This window comes from Micromonospora gifhornensis (assembly GCF_016863515.1).
Taxonomy (GTDB): Bacteria; Actinomycetota; Actinomycetes; order Mycobacteriales; family Micromonosporaceae; genus Micromonospora; species Micromonospora gifhornensis.
On record NZ_BOPA01000036.1, the window covers coordinates 1 to 19,525 of the forward strand.

General features: G+C 70.1%; 16 protein-coding genes and 1 pseudogene. 12 read left to right on the top strand and 5 right to left on the bottom strand.

Features of this window, described 5'->3' with window-relative positions; genetic code table 11:
* Window positions 1–519, bottom strand: a 519-nt coding sequence (locus Vgi01_RS23660; protein ID WP_204292426.1) for a cellulose-binding domain-containing protein, incomplete at its 3' end; no start/stop codon positions are given.
* Between the two features lie 257 nt (window positions 520–776).
* Between Vgi01_RS23660 and Vgi01_RS23665 the strand changes: the two genes are divergently transcribed.
* Window positions 777–2,507 (top strand): cellulose binding domain-containing protein, encoded by a 1,731-nt coding sequence (locus Vgi01_RS23665; protein ID WP_204292428.1) that lies wholly within the window; start codon window positions 777–779, stop codon window positions 2,505–2,507.
* Between the two features lie 86 nt (window positions 2,508–2,593).
* Here the strand turns inward: Vgi01_RS23665 and Vgi01_RS23670 are convergent, their stop codons facing one another.
* Complete coding sequence (locus Vgi01_RS23670; protein WP_204292430.1) at window positions 2,594–4,744, bottom strand: APC family permease; 2,151 nt, start codon at window positions 4,742–4,744, stop codon at window positions 2,594–2,596.
* A gap of 67 nt (window positions 4,745–4,811) precedes the next feature.
* Here Vgi01_RS23670 and Vgi01_RS23675 point away from each other — a divergent pair, with 67 nt between their 5' ends.
* The 4 genes and pseudogenes from Vgi01_RS23675 to Vgi01_RS23690 all read left to right on the top strand — a co-directional run.
* Window positions 4,812–5,180: a cupin domain-containing protein gene (locus tag Vgi01_RS23675; RefSeq protein ID WP_233196884.1), complete on the top strand. Its 369-nt coding sequence runs from the start codon at window positions 4,812–4,814 to the stop codon at window positions 5,178–5,180.
* Window positions 5,164–5,769 carry a DUF6624 domain-containing protein gene (locus Vgi01_RS23680; RefSeq protein ID WP_204292431.1) on the top strand — a complete coding sequence of 202 codons (606 nt, stop codon included), beginning with the start codon at window positions 5,164–5,166 and terminating at the stop codon, window positions 5,767–5,769. Before Vgi01_RS23675 ends, Vgi01_RS23680 begins: the two co-directional genes overlap by 17 nt.
* Before the next feature lie 26 nt (window positions 5,770–5,795).
* Window positions 5,796–6,137: a hypothetical protein gene (locus tag Vgi01_RS23685; RefSeq protein WP_204292432.1), complete on the top strand. Its 342-nt coding sequence runs from the start codon at window positions 5,796–5,798 to the stop codon at window positions 6,135–6,137.
* A gap of 142 nt (window positions 6,138–6,279) precedes the next feature.
* Window positions 6,280–6,750, top strand: a pseudogene (locus Vgi01_RS23690) (AAC(3) family N-acetyltransferase); the annotation flags it as partial.
* A 186-nt stretch (window positions 6,751–6,936) separates the two neighbouring features.
* Here the strand turns inward: Vgi01_RS23690 and Vgi01_RS23695 are convergent.
* On the bottom strand, window positions 6,937–7,683 hold the full coding sequence (locus Vgi01_RS23695) for an XRE family transcriptional regulator (protein WP_233196885.1): 747 nt from the start codon (window positions 7,681–7,683) through the stop codon (window positions 6,937–6,939).
* A gap of 304 nt (window positions 7,684–7,987) precedes the next feature.
* On the opposite strand from Vgi01_RS23695, the gene Vgi01_RS23700 reads away from it, so the two are divergent.
* Both Vgi01_RS23700 and Vgi01_RS23705 read left to right on the top strand, forming a co-directional pair.
* Window positions 7,988–9,127, top strand: a complete 1,140-nt coding sequence (locus tag Vgi01_RS23700; protein WP_204292433.1) for a helix-turn-helix domain-containing protein — start codon at window positions 7,988–7,990, stop codon at window positions 9,125–9,127.
* Between the two features lie 87 nt (window positions 9,128–9,214).
* Window positions 9,215–10,102 carry a class I SAM-dependent methyltransferase gene (locus Vgi01_RS23705; RefSeq protein ID WP_204292434.1) on the top strand — a complete coding sequence of 296 codons (888 nt, stop codon included), beginning with the start codon at window positions 9,215–9,217 and terminating at the stop codon, window positions 10,100–10,102.
* Between the two features lie 99 nt (window positions 10,103–10,201).
* Here Vgi01_RS23705 and Vgi01_RS23710 read toward each other — a convergent pair whose 3' ends face one another.
* Window positions 10,202–10,621 (bottom strand): SRPBCC family protein, encoded by a 420-nt coding sequence (locus tag Vgi01_RS23710; protein ID WP_204292435.1) that lies wholly within the window; start codon window positions 10,619–10,621, stop codon window positions 10,202–10,204.
* A 252-nt stretch (window positions 10,622–10,873) separates the two neighbouring features.
* On the opposite strand from Vgi01_RS23710, the gene Vgi01_RS23715 reads away from it, so the two are divergent.
* The 5 genes from Vgi01_RS23715 (at window position 10,874) to Vgi01_RS23735 (ending at window position 18,069) form a co-directional block, all read left to right on the top strand.
* On the top strand, window positions 10,874–11,341 hold the full coding sequence (locus Vgi01_RS23715; RefSeq protein WP_204292529.1) for a hypothetical protein: 468 nt from the start codon (window positions 10,874–10,876) through the stop codon (window positions 11,339–11,341).
* A complete protein-coding gene (locus Vgi01_RS23720; protein WP_204292436.1) occupies window positions 11,341–12,738 on the top strand; it encodes a hypothetical protein in 1,398 nt (465 codons plus the stop codon). The genes Vgi01_RS23715 and Vgi01_RS23720 overlap by 1 nt, the downstream gene beginning before the upstream one ends.
* Entirely contained in the window at window positions 12,735–14,099 is a 1,365-nt protein-coding gene (locus Vgi01_RS23725; protein WP_204292438.1) for a VWA domain-containing protein, read from the top strand. The genes Vgi01_RS23720 and Vgi01_RS23725 overlap by 4 nt, the downstream gene beginning before the upstream one ends.
* 14 nt (window positions 14,100–14,113) lie before the next feature.
* Complete coding sequence (locus Vgi01_RS23730) at window positions 14,114–15,226, top strand: ATP-binding protein (protein ID WP_204292440.1); 1,113 nt, start codon at window positions 14,114–14,116, stop codon at window positions 15,224–15,226.
* A gap of 77 nt (window positions 15,227–15,303) precedes the next feature.
* Window positions 15,304–18,069, top strand: a complete 2,766-nt coding sequence (locus tag Vgi01_RS23735) for a DUF5682 family protein (RefSeq protein WP_204292531.1) — start codon at window positions 15,304–15,306, stop codon at window positions 18,067–18,069.
* A 212-nt stretch (window positions 18,070–18,281) separates the two neighbouring features.
* Here the strand turns inward: Vgi01_RS23735 and Vgi01_RS23740 are convergent, their stop codons facing one another.
* Window positions 18,282–19,493, bottom strand: a complete 1,212-nt coding sequence (locus Vgi01_RS23740; RefSeq protein ID WP_102658935.1) for a PP2C family protein-serine/threonine phosphatase — start codon at window positions 19,491–19,493, stop codon at window positions 18,282–18,284.
* Between the last annotated feature and the right edge of the window lie 32 nt (window positions 19,494–19,525).

Here is a 19,525-nt window from a genome sequence, read left to right on the forward strand (position 1 = left end):
GCAGGTGCCCGTCGGCGGCGGAGTCGTCGGGGGCGGGGTGGTCGGCGGCGGAGTAGTGCCGGGTGGCGGGGTGGTGCCGGGTGGCGGGGTGGTGGGGGTGGTGCCGCCGGTGCAGGTCACCCCGTTGAGGGCGAAGCTGGTCGGCACCGGGTTGCTGCCGCTCCAGGACCCGTTGAAGCCGAACGAGGTGGTGCCGTTGGTGGAGATGGTGCCGTTGTAGCTGACATTGCGGGCGGTTACCGCCGCCCCGCTCTGGGTCAGCTCGGTGTTCCAGAACTGGGTGACCCGCTGCCCGGCACCGAAGGACCAGGTCAGGGTCCAACTGGTCACCGGGTCACCGAGGTTCGTGATGGTGATGTTGGCGCCGAAGCCGTCCTGCCACTGCGACGGCACCTCGTACTTCACCGAACAGCCGGCAGCCGCGGCACTGGCCGGCAGGGCCACGATGGCCGCCGAGGACGCCAGCAGCGCGACCCCGACCGATGCCAGGTACATATTGGTTCGTCTGGATCTTGGCATAGCGCAACCTCCCGACTGACATGACCGCATCGCATTGTCGAAGGTCGATGCAGGTTAACGTTAACAGCTGTGTCCGGTACATTACGGGAGCGCTCCCATCTCATCAACCATGGTCGATGTCGATCGCCTCTCCGACCCAAGTCCGAAACACGAGTTGTGGCCGGGATCGTCCACCCAGGAGCGCACCGGGACCAACGCAGCGCGGCGTCGGGACCGAGCCGGCAGGTGAACGTTCACTCACGAAGGGCACGGCAGCGATGAGACACGTCAAGGACAGATTCAGGGTCAACGCCGCTCGGGTGACGACCGGTGCCGTGCTCCTGGCATCGGCCGCCGTCGCCGTGGCGTTGCCGGCCGGCGCGGCAGCGGCCGGCTGCTCGGTCACCTACGCGGTGTCGTCACAGTGGCAGGGTGGCTTCGGCGCCAACGTGACGATCACCAACCTCGGTGACCCGGTCACCAGTTGGACGCTCAACTGGAACTACAGCGCCGGCCAGCGTGTCGCGGAGGCCTGGAACACCACGGTGAGTCAGAGCGGCGCGGTCGTCACCGCCCGCAACGTCAGCTACAACGGCACCATCCCGACCAACGGCTCGACGTCGTTCGGCTTCAACGGGACCTGGTCGGGCAGCAATCCCGACCCGACCAGCTTCACGCTCAACGGCGTGACCTGCACCGGCAGCACGACCCCCACCACACCGCCGCCGCCCACCACCCCACCGCCCACCACCCCGCCGCCGACCACGCCGCCGCCGACCGGCCCGGCGGACATCACGGTCAACAGCAACACCCGCTACCAGACGGTCGACGGATTCGGCGCGGCCACCCCGATCTGGGGCGGCACCTGGTCGACCTCCGACACCCAGACCCTGGTCGGCCTGGGTGCCAACCAGCTCGGCCTGTCGATCGTGCGTACCGGCATCTCGCCGGTCTCCGGCGAATGGTCGACCCAGGTCAACGCCCTGCGTACGGCGAAGTCCGCCGGGTCGAACGTGAAGATCCTCGCCTCGCCGTGGACCGCGCCGGCGGAGTGGAAGACGAACAACAGCCGGGTCAATGGCGGCAAGCTGCGCACCGACCGCTACGCCGACTACGCCAACCACCTCAACAGCTACGTGCAGTACATGCGTAACCAGGGCGTGACCATCGACGTCACCTCCGTGCAGAACGAGCCGGACTGGCACCCCGACTACGACTCGATGGACTGGAGCGGCACCGAGCTGCGCAACTTCGTCCGCGACCACGGCACCCGGGTGCAGAACACCAGACTGATGGTCGCCGAGGCGGTGAACCTGAACTACACCTACACCGACCCGACCCTCAACGACACCACCGCCCGCAACAACATCGGCTACATCGGCGGCCACCTGTACGGCACCGAGGCTTCCGGCCGGCTGCGCTCGTACCCCCTGGCCGATCAGCACAACAAGCCGGTGTGGATGACCGAGTGGAACCTGCACGCGGCCGACGGCAACGGCTCCAACATCTGGGGCAACCCCGCCAACCTGGCGGTCTGGAACGAGACGCTCGACGACATCATGCGTACGGTGCACCGGTCGATGGAGGCGAACTGGACCGCCTACATCTGGTGGTACGGCAAGCGGTACTACTCGTTCATCGGTGACGGCGAGGCCGCCTTCGGCACCACGGCAGGAGCACCCCTCAAGCGCGGGTACGCCTTCTCGCAGTACTCGAAGTACGTCCGCCCCGGCTACCAGCGGGTGGCCCTGACCAAGAGCACCAAGGCCAATCCGCTGGAAGTGACCGCCTACACCGGCGGCGGGAAGACCACCCTGGTGATCCTGAACCGCTCGACCAGCGCGGTCAACAACGCCATCATCCAGGTACCGCAGAACGTCACCCAGGCCGAGCACTACCTGACCTCGCAGAACGCCAACGCGGCAAGTCAGTCGGTCAGCGTGAACGGCGGCCAGGTGAGCGTCAACGTCGGCGCCCGCAGCATCTCCACAGTCGTCCTCACCCACTGATCAACTGATCGGAAGCGGTGGCAGCCCAGCTGTCCGATATCCCACACACCGGCCAGCCCAACTGCCACCGCTCACCGAGAGCCTGCTCAGCGGGTCAGGTGGGTGGGCAGGCTGGTCACGACGATGCCGGGGTGCCGGCGCAGGGCCCGTCGTAGTCGCTGTTCGGTGCGGTAGTGCAGCACCCGCTGCCACGGATGGTCGACCACCACGTCCGGTACGACGACGGTGATGGTCAGGTCGGGGTGGGTCAGGCGCAGTGCGCTGGCGTACCCGGCGAGCGGTTGGATGATCACGCGGTGCGGCGACAGGATGGTCTCCAGCGGAATGTGGTCGCCCCAGGTGTTCCACTGCTCGCGGAACCGGTCGGCTTCGGTCCGTTCGGGGCTGACGTGCAGCGCCAGCGCCGGTTGGCCGAGCGAGCCGACGTAGGCGAGGGTGCGTAGCGCCGCCTGGTTGAGGCGGGCCACCGGCACGAGGAAGAGGTGCCGTACCTGCTGCGGAACAATGGCGGGTGGCGCGTCCTCGGCCGGTTCCACCCCGCTCGGATGGTCGGGGTGCAGACCGAGGGCCTGCTGGACGTGGTCGTAGTGGCGGCGTACCCGACGGAACAGGCAGATCAGCAACGGTACGGCGAGCACCACCGCCCACGCGCCCTCGACGAACTTCGTGACCGCGGCGGTCACCAGCACGACTGCCGACAGCACCGCACCGACGCCGTTGATGGCCGCGCGTCGTCGCCAGCCGGGGTCACGGTGGTGCCGCCAGTGGTTGACCATGCCGCTCTGGGAGAGGGTGAAGGCGAGGAAGACACCGACCGCGTAGAGCGGGATCAGGGAGTGCGTGTCGCCGCCGAATGCCACCAGGATCGCCGCGGCGGCGACCGCCAGGGCGATCAGCCCGTTGCTCAGCGCCAGCCGGTCACCCAGGTGCAGGAATCGATGCGGCACGTACCCGTCGCGGGCCATGAAGTACAGCAGGCGCGGCAGGTCGTTGAAGGCGGTGTTCGCCGCGAGCAGCAGCACCAGCGCCGTCGCGGCCTGGATGATCGCGTACCAGGGGCCGGTGGGGAAGGCCAGCCGCGCCAACTGCGACAGCAGGGTCTGGTCGGCACGCGGCACCAGACCGTTGAGGTGGAACAGCAGGGTCAGCCCGACGAACAGCACGATCAGGATGCTGATCATCCAGGTCAGCACGGTGCGGGCGTTGCGCCACGCGGTGGGGCGGAACACCGGCACCGCGTTGGAGACCGCCTCGACGCCGGTCATCGAGGTCGCGCCGGAGGCGAAGGCGCGCAACACGACCAGCAGACCGAGCCCTTCCACCGCAGGCGTCGGCGGCGGGGCCACGACGGTGAATCCGCCGGTCGCGGCCCGGACGAACCCGGCGGCGATCAGCCCGAGCACGGCGACGAGGAAGACGTACGTGGGCACGGCGAAGGCGTTGCCGGCGACCCGGATGCCACGCAGGTTGCCGATCAGCAGCACACCGATGACTACCAGGGCCAGCGGCACCCGGTACGCGGCGAGGGAAGGCAGCGCCGAGGTGATCGCGGCGACCCCGGCGGACACCGACACCGACACGGTCAGCACGTAGTCGAGGACCAGTCCCGCCGCGGCAGCCAGGCCGGCGCGCGGCCCCAGGCTGTCGCTGGCCACCAGGTACGACCCGGCGCCGTGCGGATAGGCCCGGACGGTCTGCCGGTACGAGGTGCCGACGGCGACCATCAGCACCACCAGGGCCGCCGCGATCGGCAACGACAGCCCGAGGGCACCGCTGCCGGCCAGCACCAGCACGGCCAGCATCGCCTCCGGCCCGTACGCCACCGAGGAGAGCAGGTCGGAGGCGAGCACCGGCAACGCGATGACCTTCGACATCCGCTCGCGCAGGATCGACGCGCTGGTCAGCGGCCGACCGAGCAGCAACCGACGCAGACCACCGGCGACCCGCCCCTGGGCGGTGTCGGGCCGCTCCACGACCGGGGTGGCGGTGAGCTGACCCGGGGCGTCCGGCAGGAAGAGCATGGCGGCCCGGTGTGCTCCGCCGACCGCCGACGAGCGGATCTCCCCCGCCTGCGGATCCACTGGCAACGCCCGTACCGTGTCGGTGATCTGCCATCGCGCGCCGACCTGCCGCAACATACCGAGGTCGGCCGGGGACAGCGGCGGCAGCTCGGCGGACGGGCTGAAGGTCGGCGACCCCGCGTCCTCTTCCGGGTCGTGCCCCGACCTGCCCACCATCCCCCCGCCTCCCGTCGGTGGTGCCGGCGGCACCGCAGACCAGGCCGGCCATGTCAGGATGGTGGATGTGACGCATGTAGCTGTCGACATCGCGGAAAAACTGTCCCGCTTCTCGCAGTACTGGTCACCGAAAGTGGTGGCGCGGCTCAACGACTACGAGATCAAGGTCGTCAAGGTGCAGGGCGAGTTCGTCTGGCACAGCCACGAGGACACCGATGAACTGTTTCTCGTGGTGAGTGGGGAGTTGACCATCCAACTGCGCGACGGCGAGGTGGTCCTGGGCCCGGGGCAGCTGTTCGTCGTACCCCGTGGTGTCGAGCATTGCCCGGTCGCCGAGGGTGAGGTCCACGCGGTCCTCATCGAGCCGGCCGGGGTGGTGAACACCGGCGACGCCGGTGGCCCGCTGACCGCCACCTACGATGCCTCCCTGCTCTGACCGGCGCGAAACCCACGCCCCGGCCACCGACACCCCTCACCGTCCGGTACCGGCCGATGTCGCCGCCGAACTGGTCGAGCGGATGGACCGGGACCAGCAGGCACGCTCCGGGGTGCCGGGCCGGGCCCTCGATGACGCCTTCTGGGCTTGGGCGTGCCAGGTCGACGTCGACAACACGGCGTGGCTCAAACAGGTCATCGACCGGTACGGCTGGCCCCGGCGTAGCGACGTCGGGACGGAGGCGGCCGACGCCGCCTGGCTGCTCGCCCAGCACGCCGACCACGACCCGGACTTCCAACGCCGCTGCCTGGCCCTGCTCGATGAGGCGGTCCGTGACGGCGAGGCCAAACCCCGCCACCTGGCCTACCTCACCGACCGAGTCCTGCGCGCCGAGGGCAGACCCCAGCGGTACGGCACCCAGTTCTGGTACGGCCCCGACAACGCCGGTCCGCTGCAACCCCAGCCGATCGAGGACCCGGCGCGGGTGGACGATCGCCGCCACAGCGTCGGACTGGACACCCTCGCCGAATACACAGAACGCCTGCGCCAGCGGGAGTCCGGACACCAGCCCGCGACGACCGAGTCCTGAGAGCGGCGAACGATACCCTTGCCGAGGTGAGTGACGTCCAGGTTGGAGTGCCCTCACGCGCCCGATCGTGGCTCGCGGCGGCGACGGCCGCCGTCATCGCGGTGGCGGCGTGGGCAGGCTACTGGTGGCTTGCGGTGCCACGCCATGACATCTGCGCGGCGGTCCTACCCGCTTCGGCCGGTTGCCGGATCGCCGACCGGGTGCCCACGGCAACGCTCTGGACGGTGATCGTCGCGGCGCTGTGGTCGGCGACCGTCGTTCTGGCCTTCGCCCGTCCGCGCGGCAGCCGGTGGCCGTTCGTCGCCGGCACCACGGTGCTGATCATCGCGGCTTTGCTGGGCTATCGGAGCGTGCTGTACCAGTCCTGACGGATCCTGCCGGTCCATTGCCTGCTCAGGTAGGGTCTGCCGATGATCAGCACCGACCTGCCCGCCACCCGCGCCTCGCTCGTCGGCGACCTGGCATCGCTCGGCGGGCAACACCGACCCCGGCGGTTGGCAGAACCCGCCCGTGCCGGAGTCCTGGTGGCCGGTGATCCGGGAACACATGCCCGCATTCGATCCGGCGGTGACCCCCAGCCAGTTCATGGGCGTGATCGCGGAAACGGTCCGCACCTGGCCGGGGGCCTGGCGCAGCGACCATCCGCAGGTGTCGTTCGCGGCCCTCGGCCCCGCCGCCGAAGCCGTGGTGACCGGGCACCAACTCGACGACATGCTGGGCGACCACTCTCCCCTGGGTGCGGTGTACCGGCTCGACGGTGACGTCCTGCTACTCGGCGTCGGACACCGCAACAACACCTCGCTGCACCTGGCCGAATACCGGGTGCCGGACCCACCGCGCCAGCAGGAAAGCTCCGCCGTACGCACCGACACCGGCCAGAGCTGGGCACGCTGGGAGGACGTCGCCACCGACGAGGGCGACTTCGACCAGTTGGGTGCCGCCTTCGAGGCCACCGGCCGGGCGAGCATCGGGCAGGTGGGCGCGGCCGACTCCCGCCTGATGCGCCAACGCGAGCTTGTCGACTTCGCCGTCGACTGGCTGGTCACCCACCGACCCCGGCGCCGACGGGACTCCCTCGCCCGAGACTCGACGCCATTGGCCCGATTGCGGCAGTGCAGCTGGTCCCGGCCCGGCGTGTCGAACAGAAGCACTGCCACACAAACGTCATCAGTGCTTCTGTGGATCGGCGGGTCTGCCATCGGCCCAGAGCGACTCGAAGTGCTCTACGTACCGATCGAATACTCCGCCGTCCTGCGCACGCCGCAGGTGCAGCGTCACCGAGTCCTGCCCGAGCCCGGAACCGATATGGGTGGCAACGATGGCCTCGTCGTCGAAGACCCACACGGACATGGCGATATGACGATCTGACAGCCGGACCGGAAGCGGCGCGTCGACCTTGCCGATCTCCGCGCGCGTCATCGCGATGCGCGTCGCCAGGGTGAGCGGAGTCGCTTCCAGCCGGTCGCGCTCGGCGGTGACGGGACTGTCCGGGTCGCCGAGCATGAAGCGCAGATCGACCCCGGCGTTGGCCTTGGCGGCGAGAGTGGTGGCCGCGTCGGGCATTTCCAGCCATACGAAGTAGCTGGTGTACCCGCCAAACCAGATTCGCGATTGGGCGCGCTCGATCGCTTCGCGGAAGACCGCTCGGGGCAGGTCTGCCCGGCGCGGGTACATGCCGACCAGTTCCCGATCGGTCCCTATCTTCGCAGCGCGTCGGATGATCTCAGGCCACAGCACACCTACATCTTTGCCCAGCACCGCTGCCGCACGCACCCTTGAGCGGGGGTGCGGCACGCGCCCTCGACTGACCCACCTTTCCACGGTCTTCGCGTCCACTTCGCAGCGTTCGGCCAGGTCAGAAGCGGTGAGTCCGGCTGTCACCATCGCTTGCCTGAGGCCATCGTTGCGTGCCATGGCAGGGGACCTTTCGTAGACGTCCCCTTATGGTCACACGCCAGCGGTGCAACCGTCCGTGACGCTCCGGCAACCTTTCGCATATGTCGCGAACTGCCATGAGGGGTCATGGATGCAGCGAGTCCGGCCCCTCGACCCCCGATTACGAGATGAGGGAGATCGTGCTTCACAAGGTCGTGTCGGTTGTACTCGGCGGGCTGTTACCAGGTTTCCTGCTCGGGCTGCTCGCGTTCAAAGTGAAGTCGCGGTGGTGTCCACGTTGTGGGGAGTCCACTCACACGATGCCGCCCGCCGGGGGCAGTCGATGACCCACCGGCGCGACCACAACTCCGTACCGCTCGGGCGGCGGGTGGCCGAGTTGCGGGCTCACCGGGGCATGAGCCAGCAGGCCTTCGCCGATCGGCTCGGCAAGTCGAAAAGCTGGGTCGACAAGGTCGAACGCGGCGTACGTCGACTCGACCGGTACTCGGTGATCCGGGACATCGCCGAGGTGCTGCGTCTCGACCCGCAGATGCTGCTCGGCCCCCGCCAACCACCGACCCCCGCACCCGCCGAGAACGGGATCGACGCGGTCCGGGCCGCCCTGGCCCGCTACCACCACCGACCCCAGTCCACGGTCGCCGCGCAGCAGGCCGGCGGCCAGGTCGCGTACGCCTGGATGGCCTATCAGCACGCCCGCTACCCGCAACTGCTCGGCGTGCTGCCCGACCTGCTCGACGCGACCCACGGGACCCGGGGCCTGCTGGTTTCCGCGTACCGGCTGACCGCCAGCGTGCTGGTCAAGCTCGACCATGCCGACCTTGCCTGGCTCGCCGCCGACCGGGCCGTCGCCGCCGCCGCCGGTGACCTCATCTGCACCGCCAGCGCGACCATTGCTGTCGCCCAGGCCCTGCGCGCCCTGGGCCACCATCGGATCGCCCTCACCGCTGCCCTGGCGGCGGTGGACCCCGCGGACGACGACGCCGTACGCGGCAGCCTTTACGTCCAGGCCGGACTCGCCGCCGCCGGCGACGGGGATCGCCGCAACGCCCACGACCTGCTCGATCATGCCGCCGCTCTCGCCGACCGACAGGTCAGCGACACCGACCCCCATCACACCGGCTTCGGACCGGCTGCCGTTCAGACGGCCCGGTCCCTGGCCGCACACCGCCTCGGCGACACCGCCGAGGCGATCCTGCGCCACGAACATGTCCTCCGCAGCGACGCCTGGTTGCGCCTGCCGCCCGAGCATCGCGCCGCCCACCTCATCGACGCTGCCCGCGCCTACCTCGACGCCAGTCGCCACAGCCGAGCCGGGCAGACGCTACTGGCGGCTGACCGCATCGCGCCTGCCGAGGTCCGCAACCGTCCGGTCGCCCGTACGCTGCTCGCCGAGATCATCCGGGGCGGACCGGCGGCGGCCGACGTCGCGCGACTGGCCACGGTCGTCGGCCTCACCCATTGAATTCAGCTATCCGCCTGGATCGGAATGCGCGACGGAACCATTACTCTCCGCGTAACTGGTGCTCATCTGCCGTGCTAGCTTGCGTCGATGAGTTCGTCACCTGAACGCGTCGTTGTCTCCGGCCACGTCGATCGCGTCGCTGACTACTACGACGACAACACGCGTCGGTTTCTTCTGGTGGCCGAGAGCCCTGGCAGTGACGCTATCCACCGGGGTGTGTGGACGCCGGATGTCGGGAACGCGGCGCAGGCTATGGACACGGTCAATCGCCTGATGATCGAGCGTCTGAGCGGGCACGTTCCGTCGGGCACCGCACAGGTGCTTGACCTTGGCTGTGGCGTCGGCGGGACGATGGTGCGCCTGGCCCAGGAGGTGGACGGGTTCATTTCCGGGGTGACGATCAGCCGGGTTCAGGCCGAGATCGCCGCGAAACGGTTCGCCCGCGAAGGATTGACCGACCGCTGTCAGGTGATCTGCGCCGATTTCGCGGAGCTGCCGGCGGAGCCGCATTACGACGCCATGGTCGCCGTCGAGGCGGTCGTTCATTCGCCGTCGTTGGAGAAGCTGCTTCCGTCCCTGGTGGATCGTCTGCGTCCTGGCGGCCGCCTCATTCTGTGCGACGACTGGATGACCGACAAGGATCGCGGGATGGCCGCTCGTGAGCGGTGTCTGGACCAGTTCCGCGCCGGGTGGCGGGTCGGAAGTCTGCATACTGTCGCCGAACTGGGTGCCATGGCCGAGCGCGCCGGTCTGCACCTGGTCGAGGATCTGGACCTGACCGCATATCTGCATCTCGGTCGGCCCCGCGACCGCCTCATCAAGGTGACGGTGGGCGCCACGGCGGTGGTGCCGCGACTTCGTGACCGTCTTGTGGAGATGCCGTTCTGGGCCAACATGATCGGCGGATCGGCGTTGCAGACCGGATTGTCGCGGCGGTGGTTGGAGTATCGCCTGATCGTGCTGGAAAAGGCATAGGGCACTGGTCGCGCAGTGGGTGGAGGCGCGGCCTCACCGACCCTTCAGGACCGCCGGCGGGGGGGCATTTGGTGACCGAGTGGCAAGGGTGTCGCCCAGTCAGCTTTCGCTGGCTGCCTTGAGTCCGGCGGCCTCCAGCGCCAGGAACCGCCGGGTCCTGGCGCCGATCAGCAGGTCGAGCAGTCGCGCCACTGGCCCGGTCTGGTCCACGCCGACGGTAATCGAAGTGGTGCCGTCCGGGTTGGCGGCCAGCCGGTGGAACCCGGAGGTACGCACACCAGGCGAATGAGTCTCCCAAGTGAACGAGTCGCCAACCTGTAGCGCACTGACCCGCCAGACCAGGGCCGGCATGCCGGGCTGCTTGACCCGAAATCGGTGCCCGAGCGCCAGTTCGTCGCCGTCGAGCGGCTGCACCTCCCGCATTGAACTGGTCCACTGCGGCCAAGTGGTCACCGCGGCCAGCACCGCCCAGGCTCGCGCCTGATCGGCCCGCACCGTGATCGTCTGCTCATACCGCATGAACGGATCGTACATATCTCACCAACTACCGCCGCCAACCTCATGATCGACCGGCAGGGGCGGGGGCGGGCGGTGGTGTCCCGAGGCTCGGACGGGAGGGCGGAAGTGTCGTAGCCATCCGTCATGATCCTCCCGTCATGGCGGCGCCGACATTGGTCGGTGCGGCTTCACCACGCGCGGACGGTGTCCGCGACGGGGGCCGGGAGGACACAGGTGACGGACGCTGACGGGACGGCCTGGCGGCGCAGTAGCGTGCTGGCGGTGGTGCCGCCCGCCCGGCCGCGCAAGTTGGCGAAGGTGCCCTTCGTCGAGTTGGCCGACGGGCGGCTACAGGGTGTGGTCTCCAGCGGATCGGACATCGAACGGGTCTACGTCTCGTCCGTTGCCGCCGGCAGCCACGCCTACCACTGCAGCACCAACAACAACCGGCCCTGCGGCGGGCTGCGCGGCGCGCCCTGCAAGCACCTGGAAGCCCTCGCCGAGGAGGCCGTCCTGCAGTACGGCGTGGACCGGGTCGCCCGCTACCTGCGGGTCGACGCCGGTGAGGTGGTACGCGGCGGAGCCGACCTGCTGGCCCGGATGGACACCCGGCACGAGCCGACCCCGGCCGCGGTGGTGTTCAGCCGGTTCCTGCGTCACCTGGCGTACCTCGAACTGCCGGACAGCACCACCGCGCTGCCCGAGCTGCACTGGTTCCCGGCCACCGGGGCGGTGCGCTGATGCTGAGCACACAACTGGCGCAGCTGCAGGAGAACGTGCCGGTGGGGCTGGCCGACGCCGAGGCGGTGGTCGCCGGGTTCGACGACGCCCTGGTCGGTGGGTTCGCGCGGGTCGGTGACGAGGCTGCTGCCGCGCTGGCGGCCCTGGCCGGAGCGGTCGCCGGCACCCCGCTGCACGACCGGGTGGCCGAGGCGGTGGCCAAGGTGACCGCCGGGTCGTTCAGCCAGGAGGACCTCGCCGCCCTGGCCGGTGCCCGGTCGGCCCTGCTGGGTGCGGCCCACGACGCGCTGCTCGGCCAGTTCGACGCCGCCGTCGGGCGCGAGCGGACGCCGTGGTCGGCGTCGGTGGGCGTACCGGCGGAGGTTTCTGCGCCTCGTGGCGCGGCGCGGGCCTGGTTGCACGAGACGGCAGTGGCCGGGTGGCGTGGGGTCGACCACGACCTGCTGTCGGCGGTCGGGACGCCGGTCGAGGCGGCCCTGGCTGAGCCGGGGCTGCGCCGGTTGGCGGTGCTGCTGGACGGTCTCGCCGCCGAGCTGCGGGCCTGCCTTCCGGTGGCGATGATGGCGCAGGTGCCGGCGCGGCGCTGGGCTGATCTGTGGTCCCGGGCTGTGCTGCTGGCCCAGGACTGGTCGAGTCCGGCCGACGACGTCGAGACGATCTCCGGTCGTCTGTTGCCGCTCGGCGTGGACATCCACGAGCACGGCACCGCCATCGGGGTGCAGGTGCACGGTGTTCTCGAACCGGCCGACGGCGGAGCGGCCCGTCTGGTGCGTACGACTGTGGTGGCGGCGAAGGTCGAGACGATCACCGGGCCGGCGGTGTGGCGGCTGTTGCAGGCACATCCGGTCCTGCTGGCCGCGCTGGCGCAACGGCGGGCGGTGACCGTCACCGACCTGCCCTTGCACGGCGGGGACCTGCGGTGGATAGACGGTCAGGCCCGCGTCGGTGAGCCGGCCGACCCGTTCGCCGCCGCCCGGTTGCTGCTCACCACGGCGGTCGCGGCGGCCACCGCGCCGCTGGACTGCCACCCGACGGCGATCGCCGAACCGGTGCTGCTGGAGGGCTACACGGTGCGGCAGGACGACGACAGGCTCACCGTCGAGTGGGACGGCCAGCAACTGCCGGTCGCCGTCGACCGGCTGCCGGCAGCCGGGCCGCTCACGCCCGCGCTGGTGGCCGCCTCCTCGTGCTGTATCGGGTTGCTGCGCTTCGACGGGGGCCGCTGGCTGGTGCAGCCGTTGGCGGTGCAGGCCACCGTCAAGCGCAAGCCCGTCGAGGCGCACAACGGTGACTGGGCCGAAGGGATCACCGACCCGAAGGTGGCGAAGGTCGAGGCGAAGGCGGGCGACGCGGTGGCGGTGCTGCGCGAGCGGGCGGGACGGTTGCTGCGCAGATGACCGACTCCGACCTCTCCCCCGACGACATCAGCCCCGGCGACCTGGCCGCCGCCAACCGCCGCCAGGTGCTCTACTGGCGGCTGCTGGGCCGCATCTTCGACCCGGACGAGCAGCCCACCCTGGAATCGGCGAGCATGGCCGTGGTCGACGACCTGGGTCTGCCCGCCATGCTGCTGGACCCGACGGTATCGGTGGACACCGTGGTTCAGCGGTTCCCGCAGCTCGCCGACGAACTACGCGGCCTGCTCGCGGACACCGAAGCCGACCCCGCCGACGAGGCCGCCGGGCCGCACCGGCCGGGCGAGGCCGAGGTACGCCGGGCGGCGCTGGTGTCGAAGCTGCTGCTCAACGTCTTCGCCACCGGTGCGGGGCCGGTCAGCGCCGGCCAGTTGGCCCGGTGGCAGTCCGACGCGGGCTGGTTCGAGCAGGCCCTCGGTGGCGAACCCGGCGAACTGCGTCGGCAGGGCACCGGGCTGGGTCCGACCCTGGCAGGCATCGAGGGTGACCTGGTCAACCGGATGCATCTGCGGGAGGTGCTGGCGGATCCGACGTTGGCCCGGCAGCTCACCCCGAGCATGTCGCTGATCGAGCAGTTGCTGCGGGACAAGGCCAACCTGTCCGGGGTGGCGCTGGCCAACGCCAAGTCGCTGATCCGGCGCTTCGTCGACGAGGTCGCGCAGGTGCTGCGTACCCAGGTGGAGCAGACCACTGTCGGGGCGATCGACCGGTCCGTGCCGCCGAAGCGGGTGTTCCGCAACCTGGACCTGGACCGCACCATCTGGAAGAACCTGCCCAACTGGAGCCCGGAGGACGAGCGGCTCTACGTCGACCGGCTCTACTACCGGCAGACGGCCCGCAAGACCACGCCGTCGCGGCTGATCGTGGTGGTGGACCAGTCCGGGTCGATGGTCGACTCGATGGTCAACTGCACCATCCTGGCGTCGATCTTCGCCGGGCTGCCCAAGGTCGACGTGCACCTGATCGCCTACGACACCCGGGCGTTGGACCTGACCCCCTGGGTGCACGACCCCTTCGAGGTGCTGCTGCGGACCAACCTCGGTGGGGGCAACGACGGGCCGGTAGCGATGGCGATGGCCCGCCCGAAGATCGTCGAGCCGAAGAACACCGTGATGGTGTGGATCTCGGACTTCTACGAGTTCGACCGCTCCCAGCCGCTGTTCGACGGCATCGAGGCGGTGCACCGGTCGGGGGTCAGGTTCATCCCGGTCGGCTCGGTCAGCAGCTCCGGCCAGCAGAGCGTCAACCCGTGGTTCCGGCAACGCCTCAAGGACCTGGGTACCCCGGTCATCTCCGGCCACATCCGCAAACTCGTCTTCGAGCTCAAGAGCTTCCTCACCTAGGAGAGACACCCCTCATGTCCGAGATGTTGCGTGCCCCCGCCGAGGTCAAGTACGCCGACGAACTCGACTACCTGGAGTCGGTCGACACCGGCGCCAAGCCGTACTCGTGGCGGCTGAGCCCGCGCATGGTCCGGTTGTTCGTCCTGGGTTCGGAGCGTGCCGACGGCCTGGACCGGGAGATCCCGCAGAAGTGGTTCGGTGACCGCAGCTTCGTCGAGCGCAGCATCGTCACGCTGGCCTCGGATCGGGGTCTGCTGCTCATCGGCGACCCGGGCACCGGCAAGAGCTGGCTGGCCGAGCTGTTGTCCGCGGCGATCTGCCGCAACTCGACACTTGTCGTGCAGGGCACCGCCGGCACCACCGAGGACCACATCAAGTACTCGTGGAACGTCTCCATGGTCATCGCCAAGGGGCAGTCCCGCGAGTCGATGATCCCCTCGCCGATCATGACGGCGATGGAGCAGGGGGTGATCGGCCGCTTCGAGGAGTTGACCCGCTCCACGAGCGACGTGCAGGACGCGCTGATCTCCATCCTGTCGGAGAAGTACGTCTCCATTCCGGAACTCAACGACGACAACATCGTCTTCGCCAAGCCCGGGTTCTCCATCATCGCCACCGCGAACAGCCGGGACCGGGGGGTCAACGACCTGTCCTCGGCGTTGAAGCGGCGGTTCAACTTCGTCCGCATTCCGGTGGTCACCAACAAGCGCAGCGAGGCGGAGATCGTCCGGTTCCGTACCGAGGAGCTGCTGCGCCGCCACCATGTCGAGCTGGAGGTGCCGCCGACCCTGCTGGACATCCTGTTGCAGAGCTTCGCCGACCTGCGGGCCGCCGCCACCTCGGCCACCAGCGACGACGAGAAGTTGGAGTCGGCGCTGTCCACCGCCGAGCAGATCGGGGTGCTGGAGGACGCCATCCTGCACAGTCAGTTCTTCGGCGACCGTACCCTGCGGGCCGGCACGTTGGCCGGGTCGCTTGTGGGGTCGCTGGCCCGGCGCAGCCCGGAGGACCTGGCGATCCTCAACAAGTACCTGCACGCGGTGGTGGAGCCGCGGGCCAAGCAGGACGGCGGCGAGTGGAACGACTTCCTCGACGGTGGCCGCCAGACGATCGCCGCCCTGTCGTGACCGCCCCCACCACCGCCGACCCCGCCGTCTCCGCCGCGGCCCCTGCCGCTTCCACCGATGTCGGTGCGTTCGCCGCGTTGCGGGAGCAGCTCACCGACGCCGCCGCCGCGTTCGCCGGCGGCCCGGACGCCCTCGCCGACATCCTCACCGGGATCGTCGACGACGTCGACCGGGCGTTGGGCGAACGGCTGGAGATCTTCCCGGTGTGCCATCACTCGCCGGCCTCCGCGCTGGCGATGGTGCGTCGGCTGCGGCAGAAGCAGCCCCGGGTGATCTACCTGGAGCTCTGTGAGGATCTCCAGCCGGTGTTGACGGAGCTGCGCAACTGCCGGCTGCCGGTGGCGGTGCAGGCGTTCGCCTCGGAACTCGACGGTTTTCCCGCCGCGTGGGCGCCGTTGAGTGTGATCGCGCCGGTCACCGAGGCGTCGGCGGAATACCAGGCCATCGCGTACGCGCTGGAGACGCCGGGCGTGGAACTGGTGCTGGTGGACCGGTCCACCGACCACGTCTTCCAGTGGTCGCCGCGCGACGAGTCCCCGACGTCGGAGGAGTCCACTGTCGACGGGGCCGATGACCAGGCCGCGCTGCACGGTGATGCGGTCGGGGTGGAGATCGGCGACCTGCGGCCCCGGTTCGCCGAGTTGGAGGCGTACCTGCTGCACCACGGCAAGGTGCGGCACTGGTCGGAATGGTGGGACAGCTACGTCGAGCGGCCCCTGGCGACCGCCGACCACGACACCTACCGCCAGGTGATGGTGCTGATCGGCAGCCTGTTCCGGCGGCTGCGTCCGTCGTCGTCGGAGCGTACCGACCGCGACGAGGATCGCGAGCGCTACATGTGGACCAGGATCCGGCAGCACCTGGCCGCCACCGGCGCGGACCCGGCCGACTGTCTGTACGTCTGCGGGGCGTTCCACGCCGCCAGCCGGGTCGAACAGTTCGGCCTCGACTCCCCCGCCCCCGACTTCGACATCACCGCCCGCACCGCGACCCGGTGGCAGTACGGGCTGATCCCGTCCAGCCACTCGGCGATCGAGGCCCAGTTCGGTCTCGCGCCCGGGTCGGTGTCGATCGCCGCCGCCACCTGGAGCAAGGCGGTGAGCGTCTCGGGCGTGACGCCGTACCGGTTGGGGGGTCAGCGGGGTGCGACGGGCCGTAAGCGACGTGGCAAGCCGGAGGCCGTGCCGGTCGGGCCGGTCACCGACCGGCTCTCCGGTTTCCTCGCCGCGCCGCCGACCCCGGACGGGCTGGACGAGGCGGAGCTGCGCAGGTGGTGCGTGGACATCGTCCGGTTGGCCCGCCGCAACGGGTATCTGGCCAGCACCGCCGACGCGATCGCGGTGTTCGAGACCTCGATCCTGCTGGCCGGGCTGCGCAACCGGGCCCGACCCACTCCGTACGACTTCGCCGACGCGGCGGTGACCTGCATCGAGAAGGATGTCGTACCGGGTCGGCGGGACGTGCGGCGGCTCTGCGAGATCCTGCTCGGCGGGGACCGGATCGGCCAGGTCGGCTACGACGCCCTGCCGCCGTTGGCCCGTGACGTGCTGCACCGACTTGAGCCGCTCGGGCTGGACCTGGAGAAACGCACCGTGCAGCGGGCGCTGCTGGACCTTCAGGGCAGCCCGGAGCTGGCCGGTTGCTCGGATCTGCTGTGGATGCTGCGGCACCTGCTGCCGCCGGGCGCGGTCCGGCCGATCATGGGTGAGCGTCGGCTGGGCCACCGGTCGATCCAGGAGAGCTGGGATCTGGCGCTGGGTCGCCACCAACGGGCGCTCATCGAACTCGGCTACGAGGGGGTGACCGTCGAGCAGGTGCTGGAGCAGCGCCTGCGGCGGGCGGCGCACGGCCCCGAGGCGACGGCCGTCAGCGCCCTGACGGCGGTCGAGGACGCCATCACGCTGTTGAACAGCCCTCGGCTGGTCGAGGAGTTGGGTGCCCGGGCGGTCGAGTTGCTCGCCGGCGAACGTACCGTCGACGACGCCCCGGACGTGCTGCGCCGCATCCGCCGCCTGCTCGCCCACCACCAGGCCACCGCGCCGAAGCTGCCGGCCTGGTGCGAGGCGTTCGTGACCACCGGGTACGCCCACTACTGCACGCTGCTGCCGACCGCGTTCGTCGATCAGGAGACCGGCGTACGGCAGGTCGGGGCGATGCTCGGTTTCCTGTTCAGCCTGGAGAGCCTGGCGTTGTCGCTGGGCTGCGACCGGTCCCAGCTCGAACTCGCGGTGGGCCAGTCCCATCCCGAGGCGCCACCCAAGGTCGCCCTGCTCTGGGCCGCCCACCACCAGCTCGGCATGCTGCCGTTGACGCAGTTGCGGCAGCGGTGCCGGGAACTGCTGTCCAACCCGCTGGTGGTGCCGGCCTTCCCGCAGTACCTGTCCGGTTTCGTGCACGCGCTGGAGCCGGTGCCTGGGCTGACGCCGTTCGTGGTGGAGACGATGTCGACCGCGTTCGCCCGGCTGCCCGACCCGGTGCTGCTGCCCTGGCTACCCAACCTGATCACCGCGCTGCGTGAGCACGGGCCGGAGTTGGTGCCGTTGCTGGTCCGGGAGGCCGGGCGGACCTTCCCGGGCACGCTGTCCACGCTAGATTCCTGGGTGCCGCCCTGGTCGGGCACCGCTCCCGCGGCCACACCGGTCGTCCGGCAGCGGCCCGTGGGGCAGGTGCACGGCCTACTGTCCGACAACCGGGAGCCGGTGGACGCGGTCGCCGCACTGCTCGGTGTCGAGGGTGGTTGGCAAAGCCCCGACGACGGCGCGCCGAATTCCGCCGCAGCCGCTCTCGCACAGGCGCATCCGCGATCCGCCGAGGCGATCGGGATGGTGTTGCGCCTGCCGTGATCCCCGCGCCCTCTCCCGCCCCGAAGCCGCTGCCAGCCGTCGCATCGGGCTGGCGGGCTGGCGGGCTGGCGGCCGGGCTGGCGGCCGGGCTGGCGGGCGCGATCTTGCACTCTTGGTCGCCCTTATGCGGCATTCGCCCACTCATGTCCCGACCGAAAGTGCAAGATCGATCTTCTTGTCGGGCGGGGTGGGTGGCGGGCCTGTCCGCCCGCTCAGTCGGGGCGGCGGATGGCCAGCAGGGCGACGTCGTCGGTCGGGGGCTCGTCGACCGCTGCCGCCATGATGTGGTCGCACAGCGCCTCGGCGGGCCCCGACTCGATGGCGTCGGCGAGACGCGCGATGCCGGTGTCGATCAGTTCGCCGCGGCGCTCCACAAGTCCGTCGGTGTAGAAGACGAGCGTCGCGCCGGGCGGCAGGTCGACCACTGTGGTGTGGCGGCCGGCCGGGGGCGTGCCGACACCGAACGGTCGGTCCACGACGACGTCCACCAGACGGGTGGGCTCGCCGGGCACGGCCAGCAGCGGCCGGAGGTGACCTGCGCAGGAGAGGTGCACCGTGGCGCGGTCAGGTGCGATGAGGGCGTAGAGGGCGGTGGTGAGGGTGCCCGCCTCGAAATGGTGGATCTTGCGGTCGAGGGCGGTCAGCACCTCGGCGGGATCGTCGCGGTCGAGGGCGTAGGCGCGTAGCGCACTGCGGATGCGCCCCATCACGACGGCGGAGGGCAGTCCGTGACCGGAGACATCGCCGATGACCGCGCCGAGCCACCCCGACGGCAGGTTGAACACGTCGTACCAGTCGCCGCCGATGCCGAGGTCGTGGCCGGGGACGTACCGGGCGGCCAGGTCCAGGCCGGAGATGTCGGGCAGCCGGCTGGGCAGCAGGCTGCGTTGCAGGGCGAGCGCCGCCTGCCGGTCGAGGATCTGCGCCCGGACCTGCCCGGCGGAGCTGGCGCGGTCGGCGACGAGCTGCAACAGCTGCACGTCCTCGGGGCCGAAGCGCCGCAGGGTCAGGGAACCGACGTGCAGCACGCCGACGAGGCTGCCGTTGGCGAGCATGGGCACGCCCAGCAGGGCGCGTACCCCCGCGTCGAGCAGGATCGGGTTGACCACGTCGTTAGGGGTGACGTCGTAGATCATCACGGGGGCGGTGGTGGCCGCGACGCGGCCGGCGAAACCCTCACCGACCCGGATCCGGAATCCGCGACGTACCTCTTCTTCCAGGCCCTTGGCCGCGGTCGCGACGAGTTCGCCGGAGTGCCCGTCCAGCAGCAGGATGGTGGCGGTATCTACCTTGAGCAGGTCCCGGACCCGATCGAGCAGCTCATCGAACAGATCGACGATGTTCAGACCCGACAGAGCTCGGTCGGTGATCGCCTCGAATCGGCGCAACCGCTCCTCGTTCGTCATCAGCTCGCCTTCGGCCACGCAGGCAGCCTAGCCGCCGAGGGACCGTCGAT